Genomic DNA, 18775 nt, shown 5'->3' on the forward strand with positions numbered 1-18775 from the left:
CCCCCATAACGAACCGGCAGCGCAAGCCCTGAGACGCCCCCATTGATCAAGGAAAGCCCACACCGATGGAAGCCCAAACCGCCGCCGTGGACACCGCGCTCTGGATCACCGCCGGAGCCATTCTGGGCCTGATACTGCTTTCGGCCTTCTTTTCCGGGTCCGAAACCGCGCTGACCGCCGCCTCGCGGGGCAAACTGCGCGCCGCCGCAGACAGGGGTGCCAGCGGGGCCGAGCGGGCGCTGAAGATCACCGAGGACAACGAACGCCTGATCGGCTCTGTTCTGCTTGGCAACAACATGGTGAACATCCTGGCGACCTCGCTGGCCACCGCGCTGTTCACCCGGCTGTTCGGCGACAGTGGCGTGGCGCTGGCGACGCTGGTGATGACCGTGATCGTGCTTGTCTTTGCCGAAGTGCTGCCCAAAACCTATGCCATCACCAACCCCGAAACCGCCGCCGCCCGCGTCGCTGCCCCCATCGCGGTGATTGTCCGGCTGTTTTCGCCCGTGGTCTCCGCTGTTCGCCTGCTGGTGCGCGGCGTGCTGCGCATCTTCGGGGTCAGGACAGACCCGGATAGCCACATTCTCGCCGTGCGGGAGGAGATCGCCGGCGCCATCCAGCTGGGTCACTCCGAGGGCGTGGTCGAAAAGGAGGACCGCGACCGGATCCTCGGCGCGCTGGACCTCGGTGATCGCACTGTCGAGGAGATCATGCTCCATCGTTCCAACATCGAGATGATCGACGCCGAAACCCCGCCGCAGGACATCCTGCAACAATGCCTCGAGAGCCCGCACACCCGCCTGCCGGTCTACCGCGGCGACCCGGAAAATATCATCGGCGTTGTCCACGCCAAGGATCTCTTGCGCGCCATGTACCGTCTGACCACCGGAGAGGAGCCCCTGTCCGAATCCTTCAAGGGCTTTACGGTGACCGATGTCATGATGAAGCCCTACTTCATTCCCGACACGACGTGGCTCGACGACCAGATGCGGCAATTCCTGAGACGCCGCACGCACTTCGCGTTGGTGGTGGATGAATACGGATCTCTCAAAGGATTGATAACGCTTGAGGATATCCTTGAAGAAATCGTGGGGGAGATCACCGACGAATTCGACCCCCACGCGGAGCATCAGATTACCCGCATCGACGACGGCGCCCTGCTGGTCGATGGCGCCATGACGATTCGTGACTTCAATCGAGCGACCGACTTCACCCTGCCCGACGATGAGGCGAATACGGTGGCCGGGCTGGTGATCTACGAAAGCCAGATGATCCCGGTGGTGGGTCAGGTCTTCAGCTTCCACGGCTTCCGCTTTGAAGTGCTGGCGCGCGAGAACAACCGCATTACGCAGCTGAAGATTCTGCCGCTCTGATGCCCTGGCCACTTGGGTCATGCGGTCTTGAGGCATAGGTATCCAAAAGACGTTGCAACGCCCCGTCCGCCCGCGCGTTTCATAAACCCGGTGGTAACGCCGGCCATGAAACCCTGCCCTTGCCCTCGTGAACGGAGCCATCGCATGTCCCCCGACCAGATCCTGCAGATCCTGCGCCAGCGCGCCGAGGCGCTCGACGGCACACCGCTCAGGACGCGCCGCCGGTTGGCGGATCGCAAACGGGCCGGCGCGGCCTGGGCGATGCCCGTGGCGCCCTTCAAGCCACCAGTTCCGAGGCGCGGCCGGACCCGCATCTGAACCACACCACTGAGCACGCGTGCATCCGTCGCAGGCGAAGCCCTGCCCTTTTGACAGGTGTAGCTGCGCCAACTGCTGCTATAGCCGCAGGCATTTCCCTGATTACAGCGCTTGCGACAGGTGGCCGTCCAGATTTCTCTGCCCTGCAGATCAACCACACCCTGAGCGGTTTAACGTCGTTTACCCGCATTTCGACGGGGGGGCGCCCGTCAATCGGCTCTCCTGACGCTCGGCCTCAGCGCCGCCTTCAGCCTCTTTCGGTCCGGTTCCCAATCGATGGTCGCAAGCGCGCGCTCCAGATATTCCGCCGAACGTTCCTGCGCCACGCGGCTCAGCCCCGGATCCGGGTGCCGCATGAGTCCGGCCAATACACGCTGCAGGCGTTCCTGCACCTCCCGCAGCCCGGCCCCATCCCGCGCCAGGGAGTCGAAAGCATCCGCGATGAGCTCTTCCGCGTCGAGCGGGCGCACGTGCAGGCGGGGACTGGTCGGCGCGGCATCGACTTGCGTCTCGTCCCGATAAAGCGACAGGATCCTGCCCTGCCGATCGATGATGTCGATGGCCGTCCCTGGGTCGTTGATGCCCGGAGACAGCGCCTTTGAGGCGATCTGCGACATAGTCATCAGTCCGAAACGCGGGTCCTGATCGTAGGTACGCTCGTCGCCCATGACAATATTGGCGTGAAGCCGCTCCCGCATCCGCCCCCCGCCATCCTCCGAAAGACCGCAGACCTTCGCCAGCGGCGTGTTCAGAAAGACGAATTCGCCTACATCCGCCAGAAGGTAGACTTCGCCCCCCAGTTCCTCCGCAAGCTTCTGTATCGGCTCGGGGTGGATCATCTGCACGTAGCCCGTCTCCGGCGCGCGGACCTCTACGCCGTCCTCCGGCACGTCCCCGGTCAGTGGCACCGCGCCAAGGCAGGGCGTTTTCAGCCGCTCGCGGAACTGGCGGTCAGTGATCTCCTCGACCTGCCGGGCGGAATTGATGAGCGAGCCAAGCGTTTGCAGATGGATCATCCAGCGGATCAGCGACCAGACGATCAGCACCAGAACGGTCACCGTGACGACGAACATCACCAGCGCCTTCTCGTCCCCGATATAGCTGACCTCGCGCAGCACGATGGCGGCCAGTGCGTAGACGTAGGAGCCGATGAAAGTCGCCAGGGTGTTCTGCGTTATCGGGTCCTGACGGATCAGCTGTTGCAGGCGTGGCGTGAACTGCGAGGCGGTGGCGTGATTGGTCGATACCATGACCGTCAGAGAAAAGGTCGTGACGGTCAGCATGGCCGTGGCGATGATGTCCAGCAGCCGGTCCACCGAAGCGCCGGCCACCATCCCCTGCACCTCTTCGGGCAAGAGCCGCTCCACCAACTGGCTGACCGGAATGACCGCGATGGCCAGAAGGCCGAATAGCGCCACCCGCACCCACAGCCTGCGCGACAGACCTTGCAAGATGCGCAAGGCCTTGCGCGGGAGGGAAAAGAGACGATCCATACCCCGCCATCTAATGCATGGAAGCCGTACGCCAATCCCCCATTAAGCGACACGCAACGTCGCATTCCGGCAAGGCACCCCCGCAACCGCCGCTAGTCTGATCGAAAAAAGGGAGTCGTTCATGAAAACCACCACCCGTGTCGTCGTGATCGGCGGCGGCGTCGTCGGATGTTCCGTTCTCTATCACCTGACCAAGCTCGGCTGGTCCGATGTCATGCTGCTGGAGCGGTCGGAACTGACCTCGGGCAGCACGTGGCACGCGGCGGGCGGCTTTCACACGCTGAACGGCGACACCAACATGGCCGCGCTCCAGGGCTACACCATCCGTCTCTACCGCGAGCTGGAGGACCTGACCGGCATGTCCTGCGGGTTGCACCACGTCGGCGGCATCACCCTGGCGGACAACGACGACCGCTTCGACATGCTGCTCGCCGAACGGGCGAAGCACCGTTACATGGGGTTGGAAACAGAAATCGTCACCCCGGACGACATCCGCAAGATGACTGATCTGATCAACCTCGACGGGATCAAGGGCGCGCTCTACGATCCGTTGGACGGCCATCTCGACCCCTCTGGCACCACCCACGCCTACGCCAAGGCCGCGCGCATGGGCGGGGCGGAAATTCATCTGCACACAAAGGTGATGGAAACCAATCAGCGCCCCGACGGGACATGGCACGTAGTGACCGACAAGGGCACAGTTCACACCGAACATGTGGTCAACGCCGGGGGTCTCTGGGCGCGCGAAGTGGGTGCAATGGCAGGCGTTTACCTGCCGCTGCACCCGATGGAACACCAATACCTCGTCACTGAGGAAACCCCGGAAATCTATGGCCGGTCCGAGGAACACCCCCACGTCATGGACCCGGCCGGCGAATCCTACCTGCGCCAGGAGGGGCGCGGCCTCTGCATCGGGTTCTATGAACAGCCCTGCCGCCCATGGGCGGTAGACGGGACGCCCTGGGCGTTCGGGCACGAGCTGCTCCCCGACGATTTCGACAAGATCGAACAGTCGATCGAATTCGCCTATCGTCGCTTTCCGGTGCTCGAACGCGCCGGTATCAAGTCGGTGATCCACGGGCCGTTTACCTTCGCCCCTGATGGCAACCCGTTGGTCGGCCCGATTCCCGGCCTGCGTGGCTACTGGTCGGCCTGCGGCGTCATGGCCGGCTTTTCGCAGGGTGGCGGCGTGGGGCTGATGCTGGCGCAATGGATGATCCACGGCGAATGCGAACGCGATACGCGGGCGCTCGACGTGGCGCGCTTCGGCGACTGGATTTCGCCCGGTTACACGTTGCCGAAGGTGATCGAGAACTACCAGACGCGGTTCTCTGTCAGCTACCCGAACGAGGAAAAGCCCGCCGCACGGCCGCTGGCCACCACACCGATGTACGACATCTTCGACGCCATGGGCGCTGTCTGGGGCCAGCAATACGGTCTGGAAGTGGTGAATTATTTCGCAGCCGAGGGCGAGCCGCGCTACGAAACTCCAAGCTTCCGCCGCTCCAATGCGTGGGAGGCCACTGCCCGAGAGGTTCGCGCTGTGCGCGAAGCCGTTGGCATCAACGAGGTCTCGAACTTCGGCAAGTACCGCGTGACGGGGCCTGACGCCCGCGCATGGCTCGACCGGATCATGGCGGGGCGCATTCCGGCGCCGGGGCGGCTGTCGCTCTGCCCCATGCTGTCGGAGGCCGGGCGGATCATCGGCGATTTCACCGTGGCCTGCCTGTCGGAGAGCGACTTCCGCCTAACCGCCTCCTACAGCGCCCAAGCCTACCACATGCGCTGGTTCCTGCAGCACGCCCAGGCGGGCGTGACGCTGGAGAATGTCTCCGACCGCTCAACCGGCTTTCAGATCGCGGGGCCGCGCGCCCGCGACGTTCTGCAGGCCTGCACACGGCGCGACGTCGCGGGGATGCGGTTCCTCGACGTGTGGCGTATGACCATTGGCATGGTCGACTGCCTCGTCCAGCGGGTCAGCTACACGGGCGATCTCGGTTTCGAAATCTACTGCGTTCCGATGCAGCAGCGCGCGCTTTGGTCAGCGCTCTGGGCCGCCGGGCAGCCCCACGGCATGAAGCCCTTCGGGATGCGCGCAATGATGAGCCTTCGGCTGGATCGCTTTTTTGGCTCCTGGGGGCGCGAATATTCGCCCGACTACACCCCGGCCGAAACCGGCCTGGATCGTTTCATCCGCTGGGACAAGGAATTCGTCGGAAAACCAGCCGCTGAGTTGGAGCGCAAAACCCCGCCGGAGCGCTCACTTGTTATCTTTGCGGTAGAGGCGGAGGACGCCGATGTGCAGGCCTTTGAGCCAGTCTGGATTGATGGACGCGTGCAGGGGTTTTGCACGTCGGGCGGGTATTCGCATCACGCGGGCGACTCTGTCGCCTATGCGCTGATTCCCCGCGCACTCGATACGCCGGACCTGACCGCAGAGATCGAGATTCTCGGTCAACGCCGCCCTGCGCGTCGGATATCCACAGCTTTGTTCGACGCCGAAGGCACGAAGATGCGCGGTTGAGAAACGTGCCTGGCGCCTTGCAGGCAAGGGATGCGAGATGCACGTACAGGTTGCCTTTTCCGCACTGCGGCGCCAGCCTGTGCGCGCGCAGCGAATAATTTCCTGTCTTTTCATCGAAGTGGCCGGTATAGATATTGCCATGCGAGACATTGCCATTCTGATCCCCGCCGCCGGTTCCAGCTCCCGGATGCGCGGTAAGGACAAGCTGCTAGAGACCGTCTGTGGCGTGCCACTGCTGCGCCACATGGCAGAGGCTGCGATCGCCACCGGCGCGCATGTTGCGGTGACGCTGCCCGACTACGATCACCCCCGCGCCACGGCGCTTGCCGGTTTGCCCGTACAACTTGTGGGTGTGCCGGATTCAAAGGAAGGCATGTCCGCCTCGCTCCGCCGGGGCGTGGGCATGTTACCGCGCAACATGTCGGCAGTGCTGATCCTGCCCGCCGATATGCCTGAGATCGAGACGGATGACCTGCTGCACTTGATTGCAGGATTCAAATCCGTGCCGCATCCGCTGCTACAGCAGGCCACAACGGAGGACGGCGTGCCCGGACATCCGGTGCTGTTCCCGCGCGATTGCTTTCAGGCTATGGCGCAGCTTACCGGTGACATGGGCGCCCGCGAGGTGTTGCGTGCCAACCGACACCGTTTGCGGCTGGTCACCCTGCCCGGCAATCGCGCTTTGACCGATCTGGACACGCCGGAAGCCTGGGCCCAATGGCGCGGCGACTGCGATGCGCCGATGAAGATGCCCGCAGAGTAGCCACTGGCCCGGCCCTGGTTACCGAACACCCAAAATGCCCGGCAAAGCAGTACCACGCTGTGGATGCCTCTAGGGGCCGAATGCCGTTCGCCCCCAGCCTCAGACCATCAGCGCCGCGCGCTTCATCACGCGGCTGAGCGCTGGGACGGCGAACTGGCGTTTTGACCAGACTTCATAAACATTGGCGGCCTTCGCCTTTGCATGCATGAAGGGGGTCGGGAAATCGCTGACAAGCACGACCGGAACGCTCTTCATCCTGTCCGACGTACTCATCTCCTGGACAAAGTCGATTCCCATACCGTCCGGAAGCACATTGTCGAGAAACACCATACCGATATCCCCCTCCGCCAGCCGGGCGCGGGCTTCTTCGAGGTTTCGTGCGATCACAAGCGGAAAGTCGGGCCATTCATGCGCAAAGACCCGCCGCATCATGCTGCGATCAAACTCCTGATCATCTACGATCAGGCAAAGCTTTTTCTTGCTGGCCATGTCATCACCACTCAGTAGGCACCGTGCACCTTCGCGGCAATGCGTTCACAAAACCTGAATCCCGCCGGTAAAAATGATTAAAACTCTGCTGACCGCCCAAGGCATGTCACTGAAAAATATAAACAAAACAAAGACGGGGCGGCCTCCCCGATGGCCACCCCGTCCCTTTCCGCCCCCATGCGGGGGCAGGCTGCATCCGGTCAGCGCACCAGCAGTGCGGCCTCATGCTTTTTCAGCGAGCGGCGCGCGGCGGCGTAACCCCTCAACCCTTCGGTATCCGCAAGCTCCGGGAAGAGTTCGAGGATTTCCTGACGCTGGGCGTTGCCGATCCCCTTCAGAGAGTAATCGCCGGGCTGGAAGCTTTCGGTCCATGCACCGTTCGACAGAACCACTTCGTGCTGTTCGAACATGATGTGGATATAGGCAACAAAGCCAACCTGCACCTCCTCGACCCCATCGAGACCCAGCAGGTGCTTCGCCGCCACCAGCACTTCACGCTCGTCGAAATAGAGGGCGGTCTTGTCGTTGGCCACCAACACGCGGTGGTTCGGCGACACCAACATGTCGTGCTCGGGTAGCGCGTTTCCAAGCGCACCGGCGCGGATCAGCACAGGGTTCAGGTGCGGCTTGCGTGCCAGATCATGGCCGGTCAGGTCCTTGCGACCGACCCACTTGATTTCCTGAATGCCATTGTCGCGCGTGATGACCCGGTCGCCGACTTGGAGGTCCTCGACCAGCTTCTCGCCCGAGGGGGTGGCGATCAGGGTGCCCGGGGTGAAGCAGGGCACGACTTCCTCGATCTCGAAGAAGTCCATCGACCCGGTCACACCGCCCGCCCCATCAAGGAACTCCACGGTGCCGTCGATGCCGTTGCCGTTGGAGTCGGTGGTGACGTTGGTCAGGCGCCAGTCGATGTCCTGGGCGCCCACACCACGCAGGTCGAGGATGTCGTAGTCCATGTTCGGCATGTCCGCCGGATCGGCCACGTCGACGAAGCCGCCCGCGCCGCCATCGACCACGTCGCCGCTGCCATGCGCCGCGCTGTCCACGACGATCACATCGCGGTCGTCCCCGCCGGAGATGCTGTCAACGCCCGCACCGCCGTTCAGGGTATCGTTGCCCTGACCGCCGATCAGCGTGTCGTTGTCGGCCCCGCCGTAGATCTCGTCATCGTCGATGCCGCCGTCGAGGTAATCCTCGCCCGACCCGCCGCGCAGGGTGTCGTCATCGTCGCCACCGAAAATCGTGTCATTGCCGAGGTAGCCCTCCAGCAGGTCGCGATCGTTTTCTGTGTTGGGATCGATGTCGTCGGTCAGTTCCATCCACGCCGGGGCGGACCCGTCGATGAAATCGTGGCCCTGGCCGCCGTCGATGGTGTCCGAACCATGTCCCCCAAGCAGCGAGTCGTCACCTCGATTGCCGCGGATCAGGTCATCGTCGATGCCGCCGAGGATGGTGTCATGGCCGCCACCGCCATTGATCGTGTCTCGGTCGTCGCCGGTTTCGATCCAGTCGTCGCCAAGGTTGCCGTCGACGGAATCGCGGCCATCCTCCTGGTTCGGATCGCTTTCAAAACCGAAGGTATCGCGCAGCGGGCTGCCCGGGTAAAACGCAGGGTCGTCCCCTTCGTAATCCGAGAAGGTATCGGTGCCGGCGATGATCGTGTCATTGCCCTGTCCGCCACGGATCGTATCGGCGCCCTGCACGTCGAACAGGTAGTCGTCGCCGCCACCGAGGTTGACCACATCGTTGTCAATGCCCGGCAGGACGGTGTCGTCGCCCGCGCCCGCCGTGATGGTATCGGCGTCGTCGCCGGTGGCGATCCAGTCCGCGCCCGAGGTCCCGGTGACGCTGTCGAGGTCGTCTGCGGGCTCCGGGTCTTCGTCGAAGCCGTTCAGCGGGTCCAGCGCCTGCTGCGAGGGATCGACCGGGAAGACGTCCGTATCGATGCGCGCCGTCGGATCGCCAGACACACCCACACCCACGGTAATGGTGCCGGTATCGACGCCGCCGTTGCCATCTGTGATCGTATATTCGATCGTGTCGATGCCGGTGAAGCCCGCATCGGGGGTGTAAAGCACCTCGCCGGTGGTCGGGTCGAAGGTCGCCGTGCCGTTCGTCGGCGTTCCGATCCCGGTCAGGGTCAGCGTATCGCCGTCGACGTCTGTGTCGTTCAACACCGGCAGGATGGTGACCGGCAGGCCCGGCGCGGTCTCAACGGTGTCGTCATTGGCGACCGGCGGGGTGTTCGCGGGCGAACCAACGGTGACGGTGATCATGCCGGTGTCAACACCGCCGTTGCCGTCCGAAATGGTGTACTCGATGGTGTCGGTGCCCTCGAACCCGGTATTCGGCGTGTAGGTCACTTCACCCGTGGTGGTGTCCAGGGTTGCGGTTCCGTTGGTCGCGGTGCCGATCCCGGTCACGGTCAGCGTGTCGCCATCGGCGTCAGTATCGTTGCCGGCGGGCAGGATCGTGACTGGCGTGTCCACGCCGGTGCTGGTCGTGTCGTCCACAGCGACCGGGGGTGTGTTGCCGCCCGGATCGGTGATGGTGAATGTCATCGTGGCGGTATCGGTCCCGCCGTTGCCGTCAGAGATCGTGTAGGTGACGGTGTCCGTCCCGGTAAAACCCGTGTTCGGCGTATAGGTCACTTCGCCGGTCGCCGCGTCAAAGGTCGCGGTGCCATTCGTTGCCGCGCCGATCCCGGTGATGGTCAGCGGGTCACCGTCCGGGTCAGTGTCATTGGTCAGCGGTTCGACAACGATCGGCGTGTCGAGCGCGGTAGAAAACGCGTCGTCTACAGCATCCGGGTCGCCGTTCGTGTCGTCCACGTCCACGGTGGAGAACTCGATGTCGGAAATGGTCACCCGCTGCTCGGATACACCGCCGTTGGCGTAGTCGATGGTGATGCGCGCCACCGGGCCCGCGATATCCACCAGTACGGAGCCGTCCGCGTCCTCCAGTCCCGTGGTGGTCTCGCCGTCCAGCGTGTTGCCGGTGACATTGACCGACCCTGCCGGGGTGAATGTGACAGGTACTTCGTTGCCCGCAGCATCATAGGCGCGGATCGTGAGAAGGTCCTCGAACGCGCCCGCGCCGCCATCGAGATCGCCCATCGTGTCGGTATCGATGTCGTTGATGCGGAAGGACACGTTCTGGACCTGGTCGGTGTAGAGCGCCGTGTTGGACGACCGGAAATCCAGCGTGGTGGTGGAGGTCGCATCCGGCGTGTCGTCGGTTTCACCGAAAAGCTTCAGCCAGGACTGTGCGTCCAGAGTCTCGCCCGGGGCAACGTAGCCCGGCGCGTTGAAGGTGAAGGCCTGCGCCCCCACTTCGAGCCCATCGAACGTGATGTCGACGGCGACGCCGCCTGTGTCCACGGTCGCCGACGGTGCACCGCCCAGCAGGTCAGTGTCGGTCAGATTGGTGCCATATGCGCCCAGTGCACCCCAGTCCAGAACCAGATCAGCCATGTTAAGCCCTCATTTTCCTGTCGGGGGCATGCCCCTGCCGCGCGGTAATGCGTGGCGACAATGCCCGCGGCACTGCCCGTTTCCTCATTTCGCTCTGCTTCGATGGGTCTCGACGTGTCGCCGGCCTCTGCCCACGTCTCTCGTGAGCTGAAGACTGCCTGGCGGCTCGGACAAAATACGTCCTTGCGTCACGCCGGTTCCCGATGAAACCGAACCGTTCAGCGGCCGCCCCCGTGGCCTGATATCTTCACCCCCCAGTTGGGCTTGGGAGAATTAATACTGCACAGGAGGCCCCCGCCGGAAGGGAAAAGTGGCGCAATCCGGGCAGTCGTCACCCTGCTTCCGCCACATTGCGGAGAAAAAAAGGCGGACCCGCGAGAGCCAGCAGACTGAATTGTTCACGTTTGAGAAACGCGAATCCGCATATTCTCACTGCAAATGACACATTTTCCCCGAAGTCGATTTCCGATCACTGCGCGAAAGCGCGCCGATAACCGATTTTTGCGAAACAATAACAGAAGGCAAAATTATGTCGGGTACGCAGGGATGGGTCGCCGCAAAGTTGCCGAATTTGTCGCGCGTTACGAACCAATGGGGGTGATTGCCTGGTATTGACCGGCCAACTATAGGTCAGGATGCGGTGAAATGCCCGAATCATTCAAAAGAAATGCGGCGGGGTCGCCTCTTTCTCCGCTGGCGTAGGCCAGAACATCGCCTTCTTTGCGCCCGAATTGCGCCAGTTCGTCGTCCGTTTCCCGGCGTCCCCCCCCTTGCCGCCTGCACTGCCCTCAGCCGCTCCTGCTGCGCCGAACACGACAGAGGGCGAAAAGTGGCACGCCCTGTCACCCGAGAATTGCCTGCGGCGGGCATCGTGGGATCGCAGAGGCTCATCGGGCAAAGCTGGAACCGCGTTTTGCGTCGTGAGTCTGACGAGATGCGTCCCATGCTGGAATCCCAAGCGTTTAGACGTACCTTAAAACCCGCTGAGTCCGCCCGTCGGTTCATGAGATCATTTGCGGCCATTGCATGAGCAACGCATTCGCCAAGGCGGCGAACCTTCGCATTGCAGCGGTCGCAGCAACCTTTCGTGGCTTTCCAGCCCGAACCAGATGTTTGAAGCTGGCCCTGACCGGCTTGTTGTCCTCGATGGCGAAGTACGTCGGAGCAGGCCTGCCGGACCGGCAGGCGGACACCCACTGCCCGGATTCGCGCGCCACGAAGGTTAACCCAGCAAGGGCCGTTGGGTCCTTTCCAGTGTGCGTGCCGCAATGCACAGGAGTGTTTGAATTAACATCCGGAAAACAGAAACTGTGAGCGACTTGTGCGAGGCACGCTCCTTTCCGCAATCGCCCGAAGCGGGCCGAGTGATTGGTACCCAAGGTCGGACTCGAACCGACATGACCGTTAGGTCGGGGGATTTTGAATCCCCTGCGTCTACCATTCCGCCACTTGGGCCCAGAGGGCGCGGCCCTTCCTTTAGCCCTCATATGGGCGCGCGTAAAGACCCAGATACGCGGGACGTCGTAGCCGCCCGCTTGACCCCGTGTGCACTGCGTGGTCTCTCGCCGCGAGCAAGAGCAAGGAGGGCCGCGATGCGCCGCCTGTACGACTGGACCATGGCGCAGGCCGATTCCCGCAACGCCCTGTGGGTGCTGGCGCTGATCTCCTTCATCGAGGCGTCGGCCTTCCCGATTCCACCCGACGTGTTGATGATCCCCATGGTTCTGGCCGCTCCCCACCGCGCATGGCTGATCGCGCTCGTGGCGACGGTCGCCTCGGTCCTGGGTGGCCTTCTTGGCTACGGCATCGGCTTCTTCGCCTTCGAGGCGTTGGGTCAGCCGATCCTCGAATTCTTCGGCAAGGCCGACAAGATGGCGGAGTTCAACGCCACCTTCAACGACGCGGGCTTCTGGGCAGTGCTTATCGCGGGCGTCACGCCCTTCCCGTTCAAGGTCATCACGATCATGTCCGGCTGGACGGCCATGCCGCTGGCCACCTTCCTCACCACTGCCATGGTGGCGCGGGCACTCAGGTTCTTTGTGGTGGCGGGACTGCTACGTGCCTTCGGCGCACCGATTCGTGACTTCATCGAACGCTACCTCGGGCTTGTGTTTACCGCCTTCATCGCGCTCCTTGTAGGAGGCTTTCTTCTTCTGAGGTACATCGGATGACCGACCTGAACCGCAAGACCCTGACACTGCTAGGCGTACTGGGCTCCGCCGCTCTGATCCTCGGCGCGCTGGGTTTTCAGTACATCGGCGGGCTCTATCCCTGCAAACTGTGCTATTGGCAGCGCTACGGGCATTTCGCCGCCATGGTTTTCGGCGCGCTGGCGTTGTTCGTGCCGAACCGGATCCTGCTGGCGCTGGCGGCGCTCGGGGCGGCTTCGTCCTCGGTTATCGCGGTGTTCCACACAGGGGTGGAGCGAAAATGGTGGGAAGGCCCCACCACGTGCACCGGCGGCCCCGTGGGTGGCCTGTCCGCCGACGACCTGATGAACCAGATCATGAACGCCCCGGTGATCCGCTGTGACGAGATCCCGTGGCAGATGTTCGGCCTGTCGATGGCGAATTACAACATCCTGGCGTCGGCCGGGATCGCCGTGGTCTTTGCCCTCGCCATCCGCGCACGGCCCTGATTTTTCGACGAAAAACCGCGCCTATGACCCCGGTTTAGGCGCATGAACCAAAGTCCGGGGCGGGTCCATCCCTGCCTTGGGGCGCATTCCCGGTCTGTGTTTTGGCCGCCATGTGTTGGGCACCGGACAGGCAAACCCGCCTGCTCCCTCCACTCCAAGGAACCTGACACAATGAACCGCATCATCCTCTCTTCCGCCCTCGTTACGATGCTCGCCATGCCGGCGCTGGCCAGCGAAGGTACACTCATGCTCGACGAAGGCATGAAGGCGAAGATCACGCAGACCCTCACCGACCAGGGCTATGAAGTGCGCAAGATCCAGATCGAGGACGGCGCCTACGAGGCCTATGCTATCAAGGGCGGCAAGACCTACGAGATCTACATGGACAGGGATCTGAAAATCCTGCGCACGGACGACTGACCCCGCGCCGGGGCTCTGCCCTTCGCAGGGCCCCTTCCGCGCCTCCCCCTTCCCGCAAGGATACCCGCCATGACCCGCCACCGCGTCTGGGACCCGCTTGTGCGGCTGTTCCACTGGAGCCTCGTTGCGCTCTTCATCGCCAATGCCGTTTTCACCGACCCCGAAAGCGACCTGCACCGCGTGCTTGGCTACGCCGTTGCCGCCCTGCTTGCGCTGCGCCTGATCTGGGGCTTCATCGGCCCCGCCACGGCGCGTTTTTCCCACTTCCTGCCCACTGCGGCGGGCGTCACCCGCCAGCTTTGTGACATCGCCACCGGGCGCAAGCGCGCGCACCTCGGCCATACGCCGCTGGGCGCGCTGATGATCTTCAACCTGCTGGCGACCCTCGCGGGCATCGCCGTCACCGGCTACATGATGGGCACGCTCGTCTTCTTTGGCATCGAATGGGTCGAGGAAGCTCACGAAGCGTTTGTCACATGGGCCGAGATCAGCGTGGTGATCCACATCGCCGCCGTGATCTGGGAAAGCTATCGGACCGGCGTCAACTTGCCGCGCGCCATGGTTACAGGTGTGAAGCACGTCCCCGACGGGCTACAGATCGAGACATGAAATCCAAGGCCCCCCTCGGACTGATCCTGCTGATCGTCGCGCAAAGCCTTTGCGCGGCGTTCTTTGCCGCCGACGTGGTGGCCGACGGGATCGAGGCGCGTTTCCCCCACATCGTCAACTGGCACTTCGCGGTCGAGGCGCTGGCTGCGCTGGCGCTGATCGCCGGAGTGATCTTCGAGGTACGCGCGCTCATGGCGCTTTTGCGGCGCAAGGCGCATCTGGAGGAGCAGCTTGGCCTCGCCGCCGGGGCCTTCCATGAAATCGTCACCCAACGCTTTTCCGATTGGGGGCTGACACCTTCGGAACAGGATGTCGCGCACTTCACGCTCAAGGGTCTCGCCATCCCCGAGATAGCCACCCTGCGCGGCAGCGCCGAAGGCACCGTGAAGGCGCACCTCGGGGGGATCTACCGCAAGGCCGGCGTCAAGGGACGCGGCGCCTTTCTCGCGCTCTTCATCGAGGACCTCATGGCTGCCCCCGACCCGGCCGACCCGACGGGCGCACCCGATGCGCCCGCCACGGCACAGGCGTGACAGTGCCGCCGCTCTCTGGCATCACGGAGGGTAAAACAGGGGCCACGACCGGAGCGCCGCTTGCATGACCAATTTCCTCGCCATCCTAATCGGCGCCGCCCTAGCCGTTTTCATCGGCGCGGATCTCGCTCTTTACGGCGGACAGACCCTGCTGTTTCTTGGCCGCCAACTCTTCTGGCTCATTGACTGGATCGCTTTCTGGCGGTGACACTCCAACCATGGGCCAACCATGGGCCAACCATGGGCCAACCATGGGCCGCCCTTCGCCCTGATCGTCCCCATCGGGCCCAAATCGGCCCCGGGCGACACCCCGGGCCAGTTGACTTTGCGCCCGCCAAATGCATGTTAGCGATAACGAATTTACCCCTCCGGGATCGACCCGGACCAAAGGAAAGGGAGCCCCCATGACCGTCACCGTCGCCATCAACGGCTTTGGCCGCATCGGCCGCAACGTGCTGCGCGCCATCATCGAATCCGGCCGCACCGACATCGAGGTGGTGGCCATCAACGACCTCGGCCCGGTCGAAACCAACGCCCACCTTCTGCAATACGATAGCGTGCACGGCCGCTTCCCCGTGGAGGTGAAGCACACCGACGACACCATCGATGTCGGTCGCGGCCCGATCAAGGTAACCGCGATCCGCGACCCCAAGGACCTGCCGTGGGACGGCGTCGATATCGCCCTGGAATGCACCGGCATCTTCACGGCCCGCGAAAAGGCCGCGCTGCACCTTGAAAACGGATCGAAACGGGTATTGGTCTCCGCCCCGGCGGCTGGCGCGGACAAGACCGTCGTCTATGGCGTCAACGATTCCGTTCTGACGAAGGACGACCTCGTGGTGTCGAACGCCTCCTGCACCACGAACTGCCTGTCGCCGGTGGTCAAGGTGCTGAACGACGAGATCGGTATCGTGAAGGGCTTCATGACCACGATCCACAGCTACACCGGCGACCAGCCGACGCTGGACACCATGCACAAGGACCTTTATCGCGCCCGCGCGGCGGCGCTGTCGATGATCCCGACCTCCACCGGCGCGGCCAAGGCCGTGGGCCTCGTGCTGCCGGAACTGAAGGGCAAGCTGGACGGCGTGGCGATCCGCGTGCCCACGCCGAACGTCTCGGTCGTCGACCTGACCTTCGAGGCGGTACGCGACACCACGGTGGAGGAAATCAACGCCGCCATCCGCAAGGCCGCAGACGGACCGCTGAAGGGCGTGCTGGGCTACACCGACAAGCCGCTGGTCTCCTCTGACTTCAACCACGACCCGCATTCGTCGATCTTCCACATGGATCAGACAAAGGTCATGGAAGGCACCCTGTGCCGCATCCTGACCTGGTACGACAACGAATGGGGTTTCTCCAACCGCATGTCGGACACCGCAGTGGCGATGGGCAAGCTGATCTGAGCGACGCGCCGCCAGACCTGCACGATTACGGGGCCCGCGCGGCCCCGTTTTTCATGCGCGCCGCAACTTGGGACTCCCCCGAAGTCTTGCCAGGGTTCCGTCACCGCCATGCCCGCCACAGGTCCGGCAATGCGACCGCCGCCAGTACGCCGCCCGCCAGCAGGAACAATCCGTCCCCCCAAACCATGTAGCCGCGCGCCCCCAGCACCCCGCCGACGCAGAAGCAGCCGAGCGTCAGTCCATGGAGCCGCAGCTTCGGCCCCGCCTCGCGACGCGCCTCCGCCCCGCCCAGCAACGCCGCAAACCCGATACCGATATCGGTCGCCATGCCTGACACATGCGTGGTGCGGACCTTCGCGCGCGAGATCACAGTGGTCACGGCGTTCTGCAGACCAAGCGCAAAGCTCATCACGATCACCGCCTGCGTTTCCCGCGCCGCGCCGGGAAAAGCCAGCAGGATCAGAGCGAGCGCCAGCACCACCGCCGCCTCTCCGAGGATCGCCAGCGCGTAGATTGCCCTGATCCCTCGTGCCTCTCCCCACTGGATTGCCAGCGCCGCCACCGCAGCCCCGGCGACAAAGGCCACCACCAGCCCACCAAAGGACAACGCAAGTCCGATCCGCCCGCGTGCCGCCTCTTCGGCCAGCATCGACAGGTTGCCCGTCATGTTCGCCGTGAAGGATCCCGCCACGGTAAACCCCACCGCGTTCAGCGCCCCCGCCACGCAGGACAGCACCGCGGCCAGTGTCAGGTCGATGCGGTTTGTGCGCTCTGCGCCGGTGCGGATCAGCATTGGGTCGTCATGGGCATGCGGGGTGATGTCATTTCGGTCAGGGGTCGGTGGCTGGTATCCGGGTTCTGTGCGGGGGCCGGGCTCCCTGCCCTCACATTAGGCCAGCCCCGCCACCCGCCGCCAATGAAAAAGGCGCCTCCCCAGTGGGATGGCGCCTTTTCGGTCTGTGCAAGGTGTGGCTGCGGTGCGATCACGCACCGTAGACAGCCTGGTAGGCGATGCGCGGCATGTCGGCGCGGCACATGTTCAGATCGCGCATGTCGGCTTCGGTCAGAGCTTCCAGCTCGTTCAGGGTGCGACGGTACTGTGCGCGCTTTTCCATCCGGGAGCGGAGGTTCGAAATCATGGTCATCTTGGTTTCCTCATATTGGCGTATCAACGTTTCCGTTGACGCTAACATGGGTCATGCTGCAGCGCAGAACAATTGCCGGAAGTGCCATGTCGCCTTGCATGGAATGCATGGGTTTCCTAAGGAAAGTTTAACACTTCCGTGATGCCGTCCTGCGGCAAGCAGTGCCGACGCAGCCCCTCGCAGCCGGTTACAGCCCGTCCAGAAAGGTGTCGATTTTCACCAGATACGGCGCATGGTCCATCAGATCGTCATGCCCGCCCTGCTCTACCGGCACCAGTCGGCCACGCGGCAGCGCCCGCGCCATGCGCTCGCCGTGGTCAAAGGGGATGAGGTGATCAAGCCGCCCGTGCAGCACCAAGGCGGGCTCGGTGACACGCGGCGCATCACGCAGGCTTCGCCAGCGGTCGATGCCGGGTATGAGACAGGCGGGCAGCCCCGACTGCGCCGCCATCAGCTCGCAAATCCGCGCATAGGGCGCGGCCAGGATCAGCCCGTCCACCGCCCGCTCCGCCGCCACATGCACCGCCAGTCCCGTGCCCAGCGAATAGCCCTGCACCACCACCGGCCCATGCCCCGGCACGAGCCTGTCCAACGCGTCCGCCACAGCCAGTGCGTCCGTCTTGAGCGCCGTCTCCGACGGTTCTCCCGGGAGGCTGCCGCCACCGCGATAACCCATCGCGACCACGCTGCGCCCTGCCTCCGCGTGGTGCACCAGCATCGGCGCGAAAGCCGCCAGCGTTCCGAGATTACCCATGAAATACAACACCACCGGCGCCCCGGCTTCGGTCTCGGCGCCAGTCCGGTGCACGTAGGCCGTGGCCTCACCCACCACCACAGGCACGAAACCGTCCAGCACCAGGGGTGCCTGATCCCTGAACGGATACAGCAGCGCACGGTGCGCCTGCGCCATCAGCATGCCGTACGCAACGTACAGCAGCACCGCCACCCCCAGACCCAGCAGGAGAAGGCGGCGCGCGCTCACCCCAGCCGCTCCGTCAACGCCTCTCGGACCTGGGCGGGGACGAACTTCGACACGTCACCGCCCAGCCGCGCGATCTCCTTGACCAGCTTGGAGGCGATGGCCTGGTGGCGCGCCTCCGCCATCAGAAAGACTGTCTCGATGGAATCGTCCAGCGCCCGGTTCATGCCGACCATCTGGAATTCATACTCGAAATCCGCCACCGCCCGCAGGCCGCGCACGATGACCTGGGCGCCCACATCACGGGCGCAATCTATCAGCAGGTTCTCGAAGGGATGGACTACGATCTCGGTCCCGGTCTGCTCTGCCACCACGGCGCATTCCGTCTCGACCATGGCGACGCGTTCCTCCAACGTGAACAGTGGCCCCTTGTCACGGTTGATCGCCACGCCGATCACCAGCCGGTCGACCAAAGTGGCACCCCGCCGGATGATGTCGAGATGCCCGTGCGTAATCGGGTCGAAGGTGCCGGGATAGAGGCCGATGCGCATTTAAGGCTCCCCTGCCTTTCAGAAAGTTGCGCATTGACGCAACAATATTGCGCCTCAGAATGCAAGGCGGAAACCGCATCCTCTTGTCGGGCCATTCCCACTCATCGCAGGCCGTCCG

General features: G+C 63.7%; 18 protein-coding genes and 1 tRNA gene. 11 read left to right on the top strand and 8 right to left on the bottom strand.

The features are described 5' to 3' along the window. The first annotated feature begins 65 nt into the window (after positions 1-65). Positions 66-1373, top strand: coding sequence for an HlyC/CorC family transporter (locus J5474_RS11160; protein ID WP_209360981.1), 1308 nt, complete (start codon positions 66-68; stop codon positions 1371-1373). Positions 1374-1517: 144 nt separating this feature from the next. After that, entirely contained in the window at positions 1518-1691 is a 174-nt protein-coding gene (locus J5474_RS11165; protein ID WP_209360982.1) for a hypothetical protein, read from the top strand. Positions 1692-1900: 209 nt separating this feature from the next. On the opposite strand, the gene J5474_RS11170 is transcribed toward J5474_RS11165, so the two are convergent. Then, positions 1901-3184 carry a DUF2254 domain-containing protein gene (locus tag J5474_RS11170; protein WP_209360983.1) on the bottom strand — a complete coding sequence of 428 codons (1284 nt, stop codon included), beginning with the start codon at positions 3182-3184 and terminating at the stop codon, positions 1901-1903. 121 nt (positions 3185-3305) lie between these two features. On the opposite strand from J5474_RS11170, the gene J5474_RS11175 reads away from it, so the two are divergent. Then, positions 3306-5708 carry a GcvT family protein gene (locus J5474_RS11175; RefSeq protein ID WP_209360984.1) on the top strand — a complete coding sequence of 801 codons (2403 nt, stop codon included), beginning with the start codon at positions 3306-3308 and terminating at the stop codon, positions 5706-5708. Positions 5709-5847: 139 nt separating this feature from the next. Beyond that, positions 5848-6471, top strand: a complete 624-nt coding sequence (locus J5474_RS11180) for a nucleotidyltransferase family protein (protein WP_209360985.1) — start codon at positions 5848-5850, stop codon at positions 6469-6471. A gap of 99 nt (positions 6472-6570) precedes the next feature. Here J5474_RS11180 and J5474_RS11185 read toward each other — a convergent pair whose 3' ends face one another. The 3 genes from J5474_RS11185 to J5474_RS11195 form a co-directional block, all read right to left on the bottom strand. Then, positions 6571-6960 carry a response regulator gene (locus J5474_RS11185; RefSeq protein WP_209360986.1) on the bottom strand — a complete coding sequence of 130 codons (390 nt, stop codon included), beginning with the start codon at positions 6958-6960 and terminating at the stop codon, positions 6571-6573. Between the two features lie 200 nt (positions 6961-7160). Then, on the bottom strand, positions 7161-10436 hold the full coding sequence (locus J5474_RS11190) for an Ig-like domain-containing protein (protein ID WP_209360987.1): 3276 nt from the start codon (positions 10434-10436) through the stop codon (positions 7161-7163). 1369 nt (positions 10437-11805) lie between these two features. Further along, a tRNA-Leu gene (locus J5474_RS11195) sits at positions 11806-11891 on the bottom strand. 137 nt (positions 11892-12028) lie between these two features. Here J5474_RS11195 and J5474_RS11200 point away from each other — a divergent pair. The 7 genes from J5474_RS11200 to gap all read left to right on the top strand — a co-directional run bounded on the left by J5474_RS11200 (position 12029) and on the right by gap (position 16042). After that, positions 12029-12607, top strand: a complete 579-nt coding sequence (locus J5474_RS11200; protein WP_209360988.1) for a YqaA family protein — start codon at positions 12029-12031, stop codon at positions 12605-12607. After that, complete coding sequence (locus J5474_RS11205) at positions 12604-13074, top strand: disulfide bond formation protein B (RefSeq protein ID WP_209360989.1); 471 nt, start codon at positions 12604-12606, stop codon at positions 13072-13074. The genes J5474_RS11200 and J5474_RS11205 overlap by 4 nt, the downstream gene beginning before the upstream one ends. A gap of 171 nt (positions 13075-13245) precedes the next feature. Next, positions 13246-13494 carry a PepSY domain-containing protein gene (locus J5474_RS11210; RefSeq protein WP_209360990.1) on the top strand — a complete coding sequence of 83 codons (249 nt, stop codon included), beginning with the start codon at positions 13246-13248 and terminating at the stop codon, positions 13492-13494. A gap of 69 nt (positions 13495-13563) precedes the next feature. Beyond that, positions 13564-14103, top strand: a complete 540-nt coding sequence (locus J5474_RS11215) for a cytochrome b/b6 domain-containing protein (protein WP_209360991.1) — start codon at positions 13564-13566, stop codon at positions 14101-14103. Then, positions 14100-14636, top strand: a complete 537-nt coding sequence (locus J5474_RS11220; protein WP_209360992.1) for a helix-turn-helix transcriptional regulator — start codon at positions 14100-14102, stop codon at positions 14634-14636. Before J5474_RS11215 ends, J5474_RS11220 begins: the two co-directional genes overlap by 4 nt. 64 nt (positions 14637-14700) lie before the next feature. After that, positions 14701-14844, top strand: coding sequence for a hypothetical protein (locus J5474_RS11225; RefSeq protein WP_209360993.1), 144 nt, complete (start codon positions 14701-14703; stop codon positions 14842-14844). A 196-nt stretch (positions 14845-15040) separates the two neighbouring features. Continuing rightward, positions 15041-16042, top strand: a complete 1002-nt coding sequence (gene gap / locus J5474_RS11230) for a type I glyceraldehyde-3-phosphate dehydrogenase (RefSeq protein ID WP_209360994.1) — start codon at positions 15041-15043, stop codon at positions 16040-16042. Positions 16043-16142: 100 nt separating this feature from the next. On the opposite strand, the gene J5474_RS11235 is transcribed toward gap, so the two are convergent. The 4 genes from J5474_RS11235 to coaD all read right to left on the bottom strand — a co-directional run bounded on the left by J5474_RS11235 (position 16143) and on the right by coaD (position 18657). Beyond that, a complete protein-coding gene (locus J5474_RS11235) occupies positions 16143-16835 on the bottom strand; it encodes a YoaK family protein (RefSeq protein WP_209360995.1) in 693 nt (230 codons plus the stop codon). Positions 16836-17025: 190 nt separating this feature from the next. Further along, entirely contained in the window at positions 17026-17187 is a 162-nt protein-coding gene (locus J5474_RS11240) for a DUF1127 domain-containing protein (protein ID WP_209360996.1), read from the bottom strand. A gap of 187 nt (positions 17188-17374) precedes the next feature. Next, the gene (locus J5474_RS23120) at positions 17375-18169 is read right to left on the bottom strand and encodes an alpha/beta hydrolase (protein ID WP_209360997.1); all 795 of its coding nucleotides are present in this window, start codon (positions 18167-18169) and stop codon (positions 17375-17377) included. After that, positions 18166-18657: a pantetheine-phosphate adenylyltransferase gene (gene coaD, locus J5474_RS11250; protein ID WP_209360998.1), complete on the bottom strand. Its 492-nt coding sequence runs from the start codon at positions 18655-18657 to the stop codon at positions 18166-18168. The genes J5474_RS23120 and coaD overlap by 4 nt, the downstream gene beginning before the upstream one ends. Positions 18658-18775 lie beyond the last annotated feature (118 nt).

The organism is Sagittula salina (genome assembly GCF_017813235.1).
Taxonomy (GTDB): Bacteria; Pseudomonadota; Alphaproteobacteria; order Rhodobacterales; family Rhodobacteraceae; genus Sagittula; species Sagittula salina.

What these genes read in the sequence shown, in the direction of transcription:
- J5474_RS11190 (WP_209360987.1), bottom strand. Translation starts at nt 10,436, where the DNA reads ATGGCTGATCTGGTTCTGGACTGGGGTGCACTGGGCGCATATGGCACC.
- J5474_RS11170 (WP_209360983.1), bottom strand. Translation starts at nt 3,184, where the DNA reads ATGGATCGTCTCTTTTCCCTCCCGCGCAAGGCCTTGCGCATCTTGCAA.
- J5474_RS11205 (WP_209360989.1), top strand. Translation starts at nt 12,604, where the DNA reads ATGACCGACCTGAACCGCAAGACCCTGACACTGCTAGGCGTACTGGGC.
- J5474_RS11210 (WP_209360990.1), top strand. Translation starts at nt 13,246, where the DNA reads ATGAACCGCATCATCCTCTCTTCCGCCCTCGTTACGATGCTCGCCATG.
- J5474_RS11165 (WP_209360982.1), top strand. Translation starts at nt 1,518, where the DNA reads ATGTCCCCCGACCAGATCCTGCAGATCCTGCGCCAGCGCGCCGAGGCG.
- J5474_RS11200 (WP_209360988.1), top strand. Translation starts at nt 12,029, where the DNA reads ATGCGCCGCCTGTACGACTGGACCATGGCGCAGGCCGATTCCCGCAAC.
- J5474_RS11185 (WP_209360986.1), bottom strand. Translation starts at nt 6,960, where the DNA reads ATGGCCAGCAAGAAAAAGCTTTGCCTGATCGTAGATGATCAGGAGTTT.
- J5474_RS11220 (WP_209360992.1), top strand. Translation starts at nt 14,100, where the DNA reads ATGAAATCCAAGGCCCCCCTCGGACTGATCCTGCTGATCGTCGCGCAA.
- J5474_RS11175 (WP_209360984.1), top strand. Translation starts at nt 3,306, where the DNA reads ATGAAAACCACCACCCGTGTCGTCGTGATCGGCGGCGGCGTCGTCGGA.
- J5474_RS11160 (WP_209360981.1), top strand. Translation starts at nt 66, where the DNA reads ATGGAAGCCCAAACCGCCGCCGTGGACACCGCGCTCTGGATCACCGCC.
- J5474_RS11215 (WP_209360991.1), top strand. Translation starts at nt 13,564, where the DNA reads ATGACCCGCCACCGCGTCTGGGACCCGCTTGTGCGGCTGTTCCACTGG.
- J5474_RS11235 (WP_209360995.1), bottom strand. Translation starts at nt 16,835, where the DNA reads ATGCTGATCCGCACCGGCGCAGAGCGCACAAACCGCATCGACCTGACA.
- coaD (WP_209360998.1), bottom strand. Translation starts at nt 18,657, where the DNA reads ATGCGCATCGGCCTCTATCCCGGCACCTTCGACCCGATTACGCACGGG.
- J5474_RS11180 (WP_209360985.1), top strand. Translation starts at nt 5,848, where the DNA reads ATGCGAGACATTGCCATTCTGATCCCCGCCGCCGGTTCCAGCTCCCGG.
- gap (WP_209360994.1), top strand. Translation starts at nt 15,041, where the DNA reads ATGACCGTCACCGTCGCCATCAACGGCTTTGGCCGCATCGGCCGCAAC.
- J5474_RS11240 (WP_209360996.1), bottom strand. Translation starts at nt 17,187, where the DNA reads ATGACCATGATTTCGAACCTCCGCTCCCGGATGGAAAAGCGCGCACAG.
- J5474_RS11225 (WP_209360993.1), top strand. Translation starts at nt 14,701, where the DNA reads ATGACCAATTTCCTCGCCATCCTAATCGGCGCCGCCCTAGCCGTTTTC.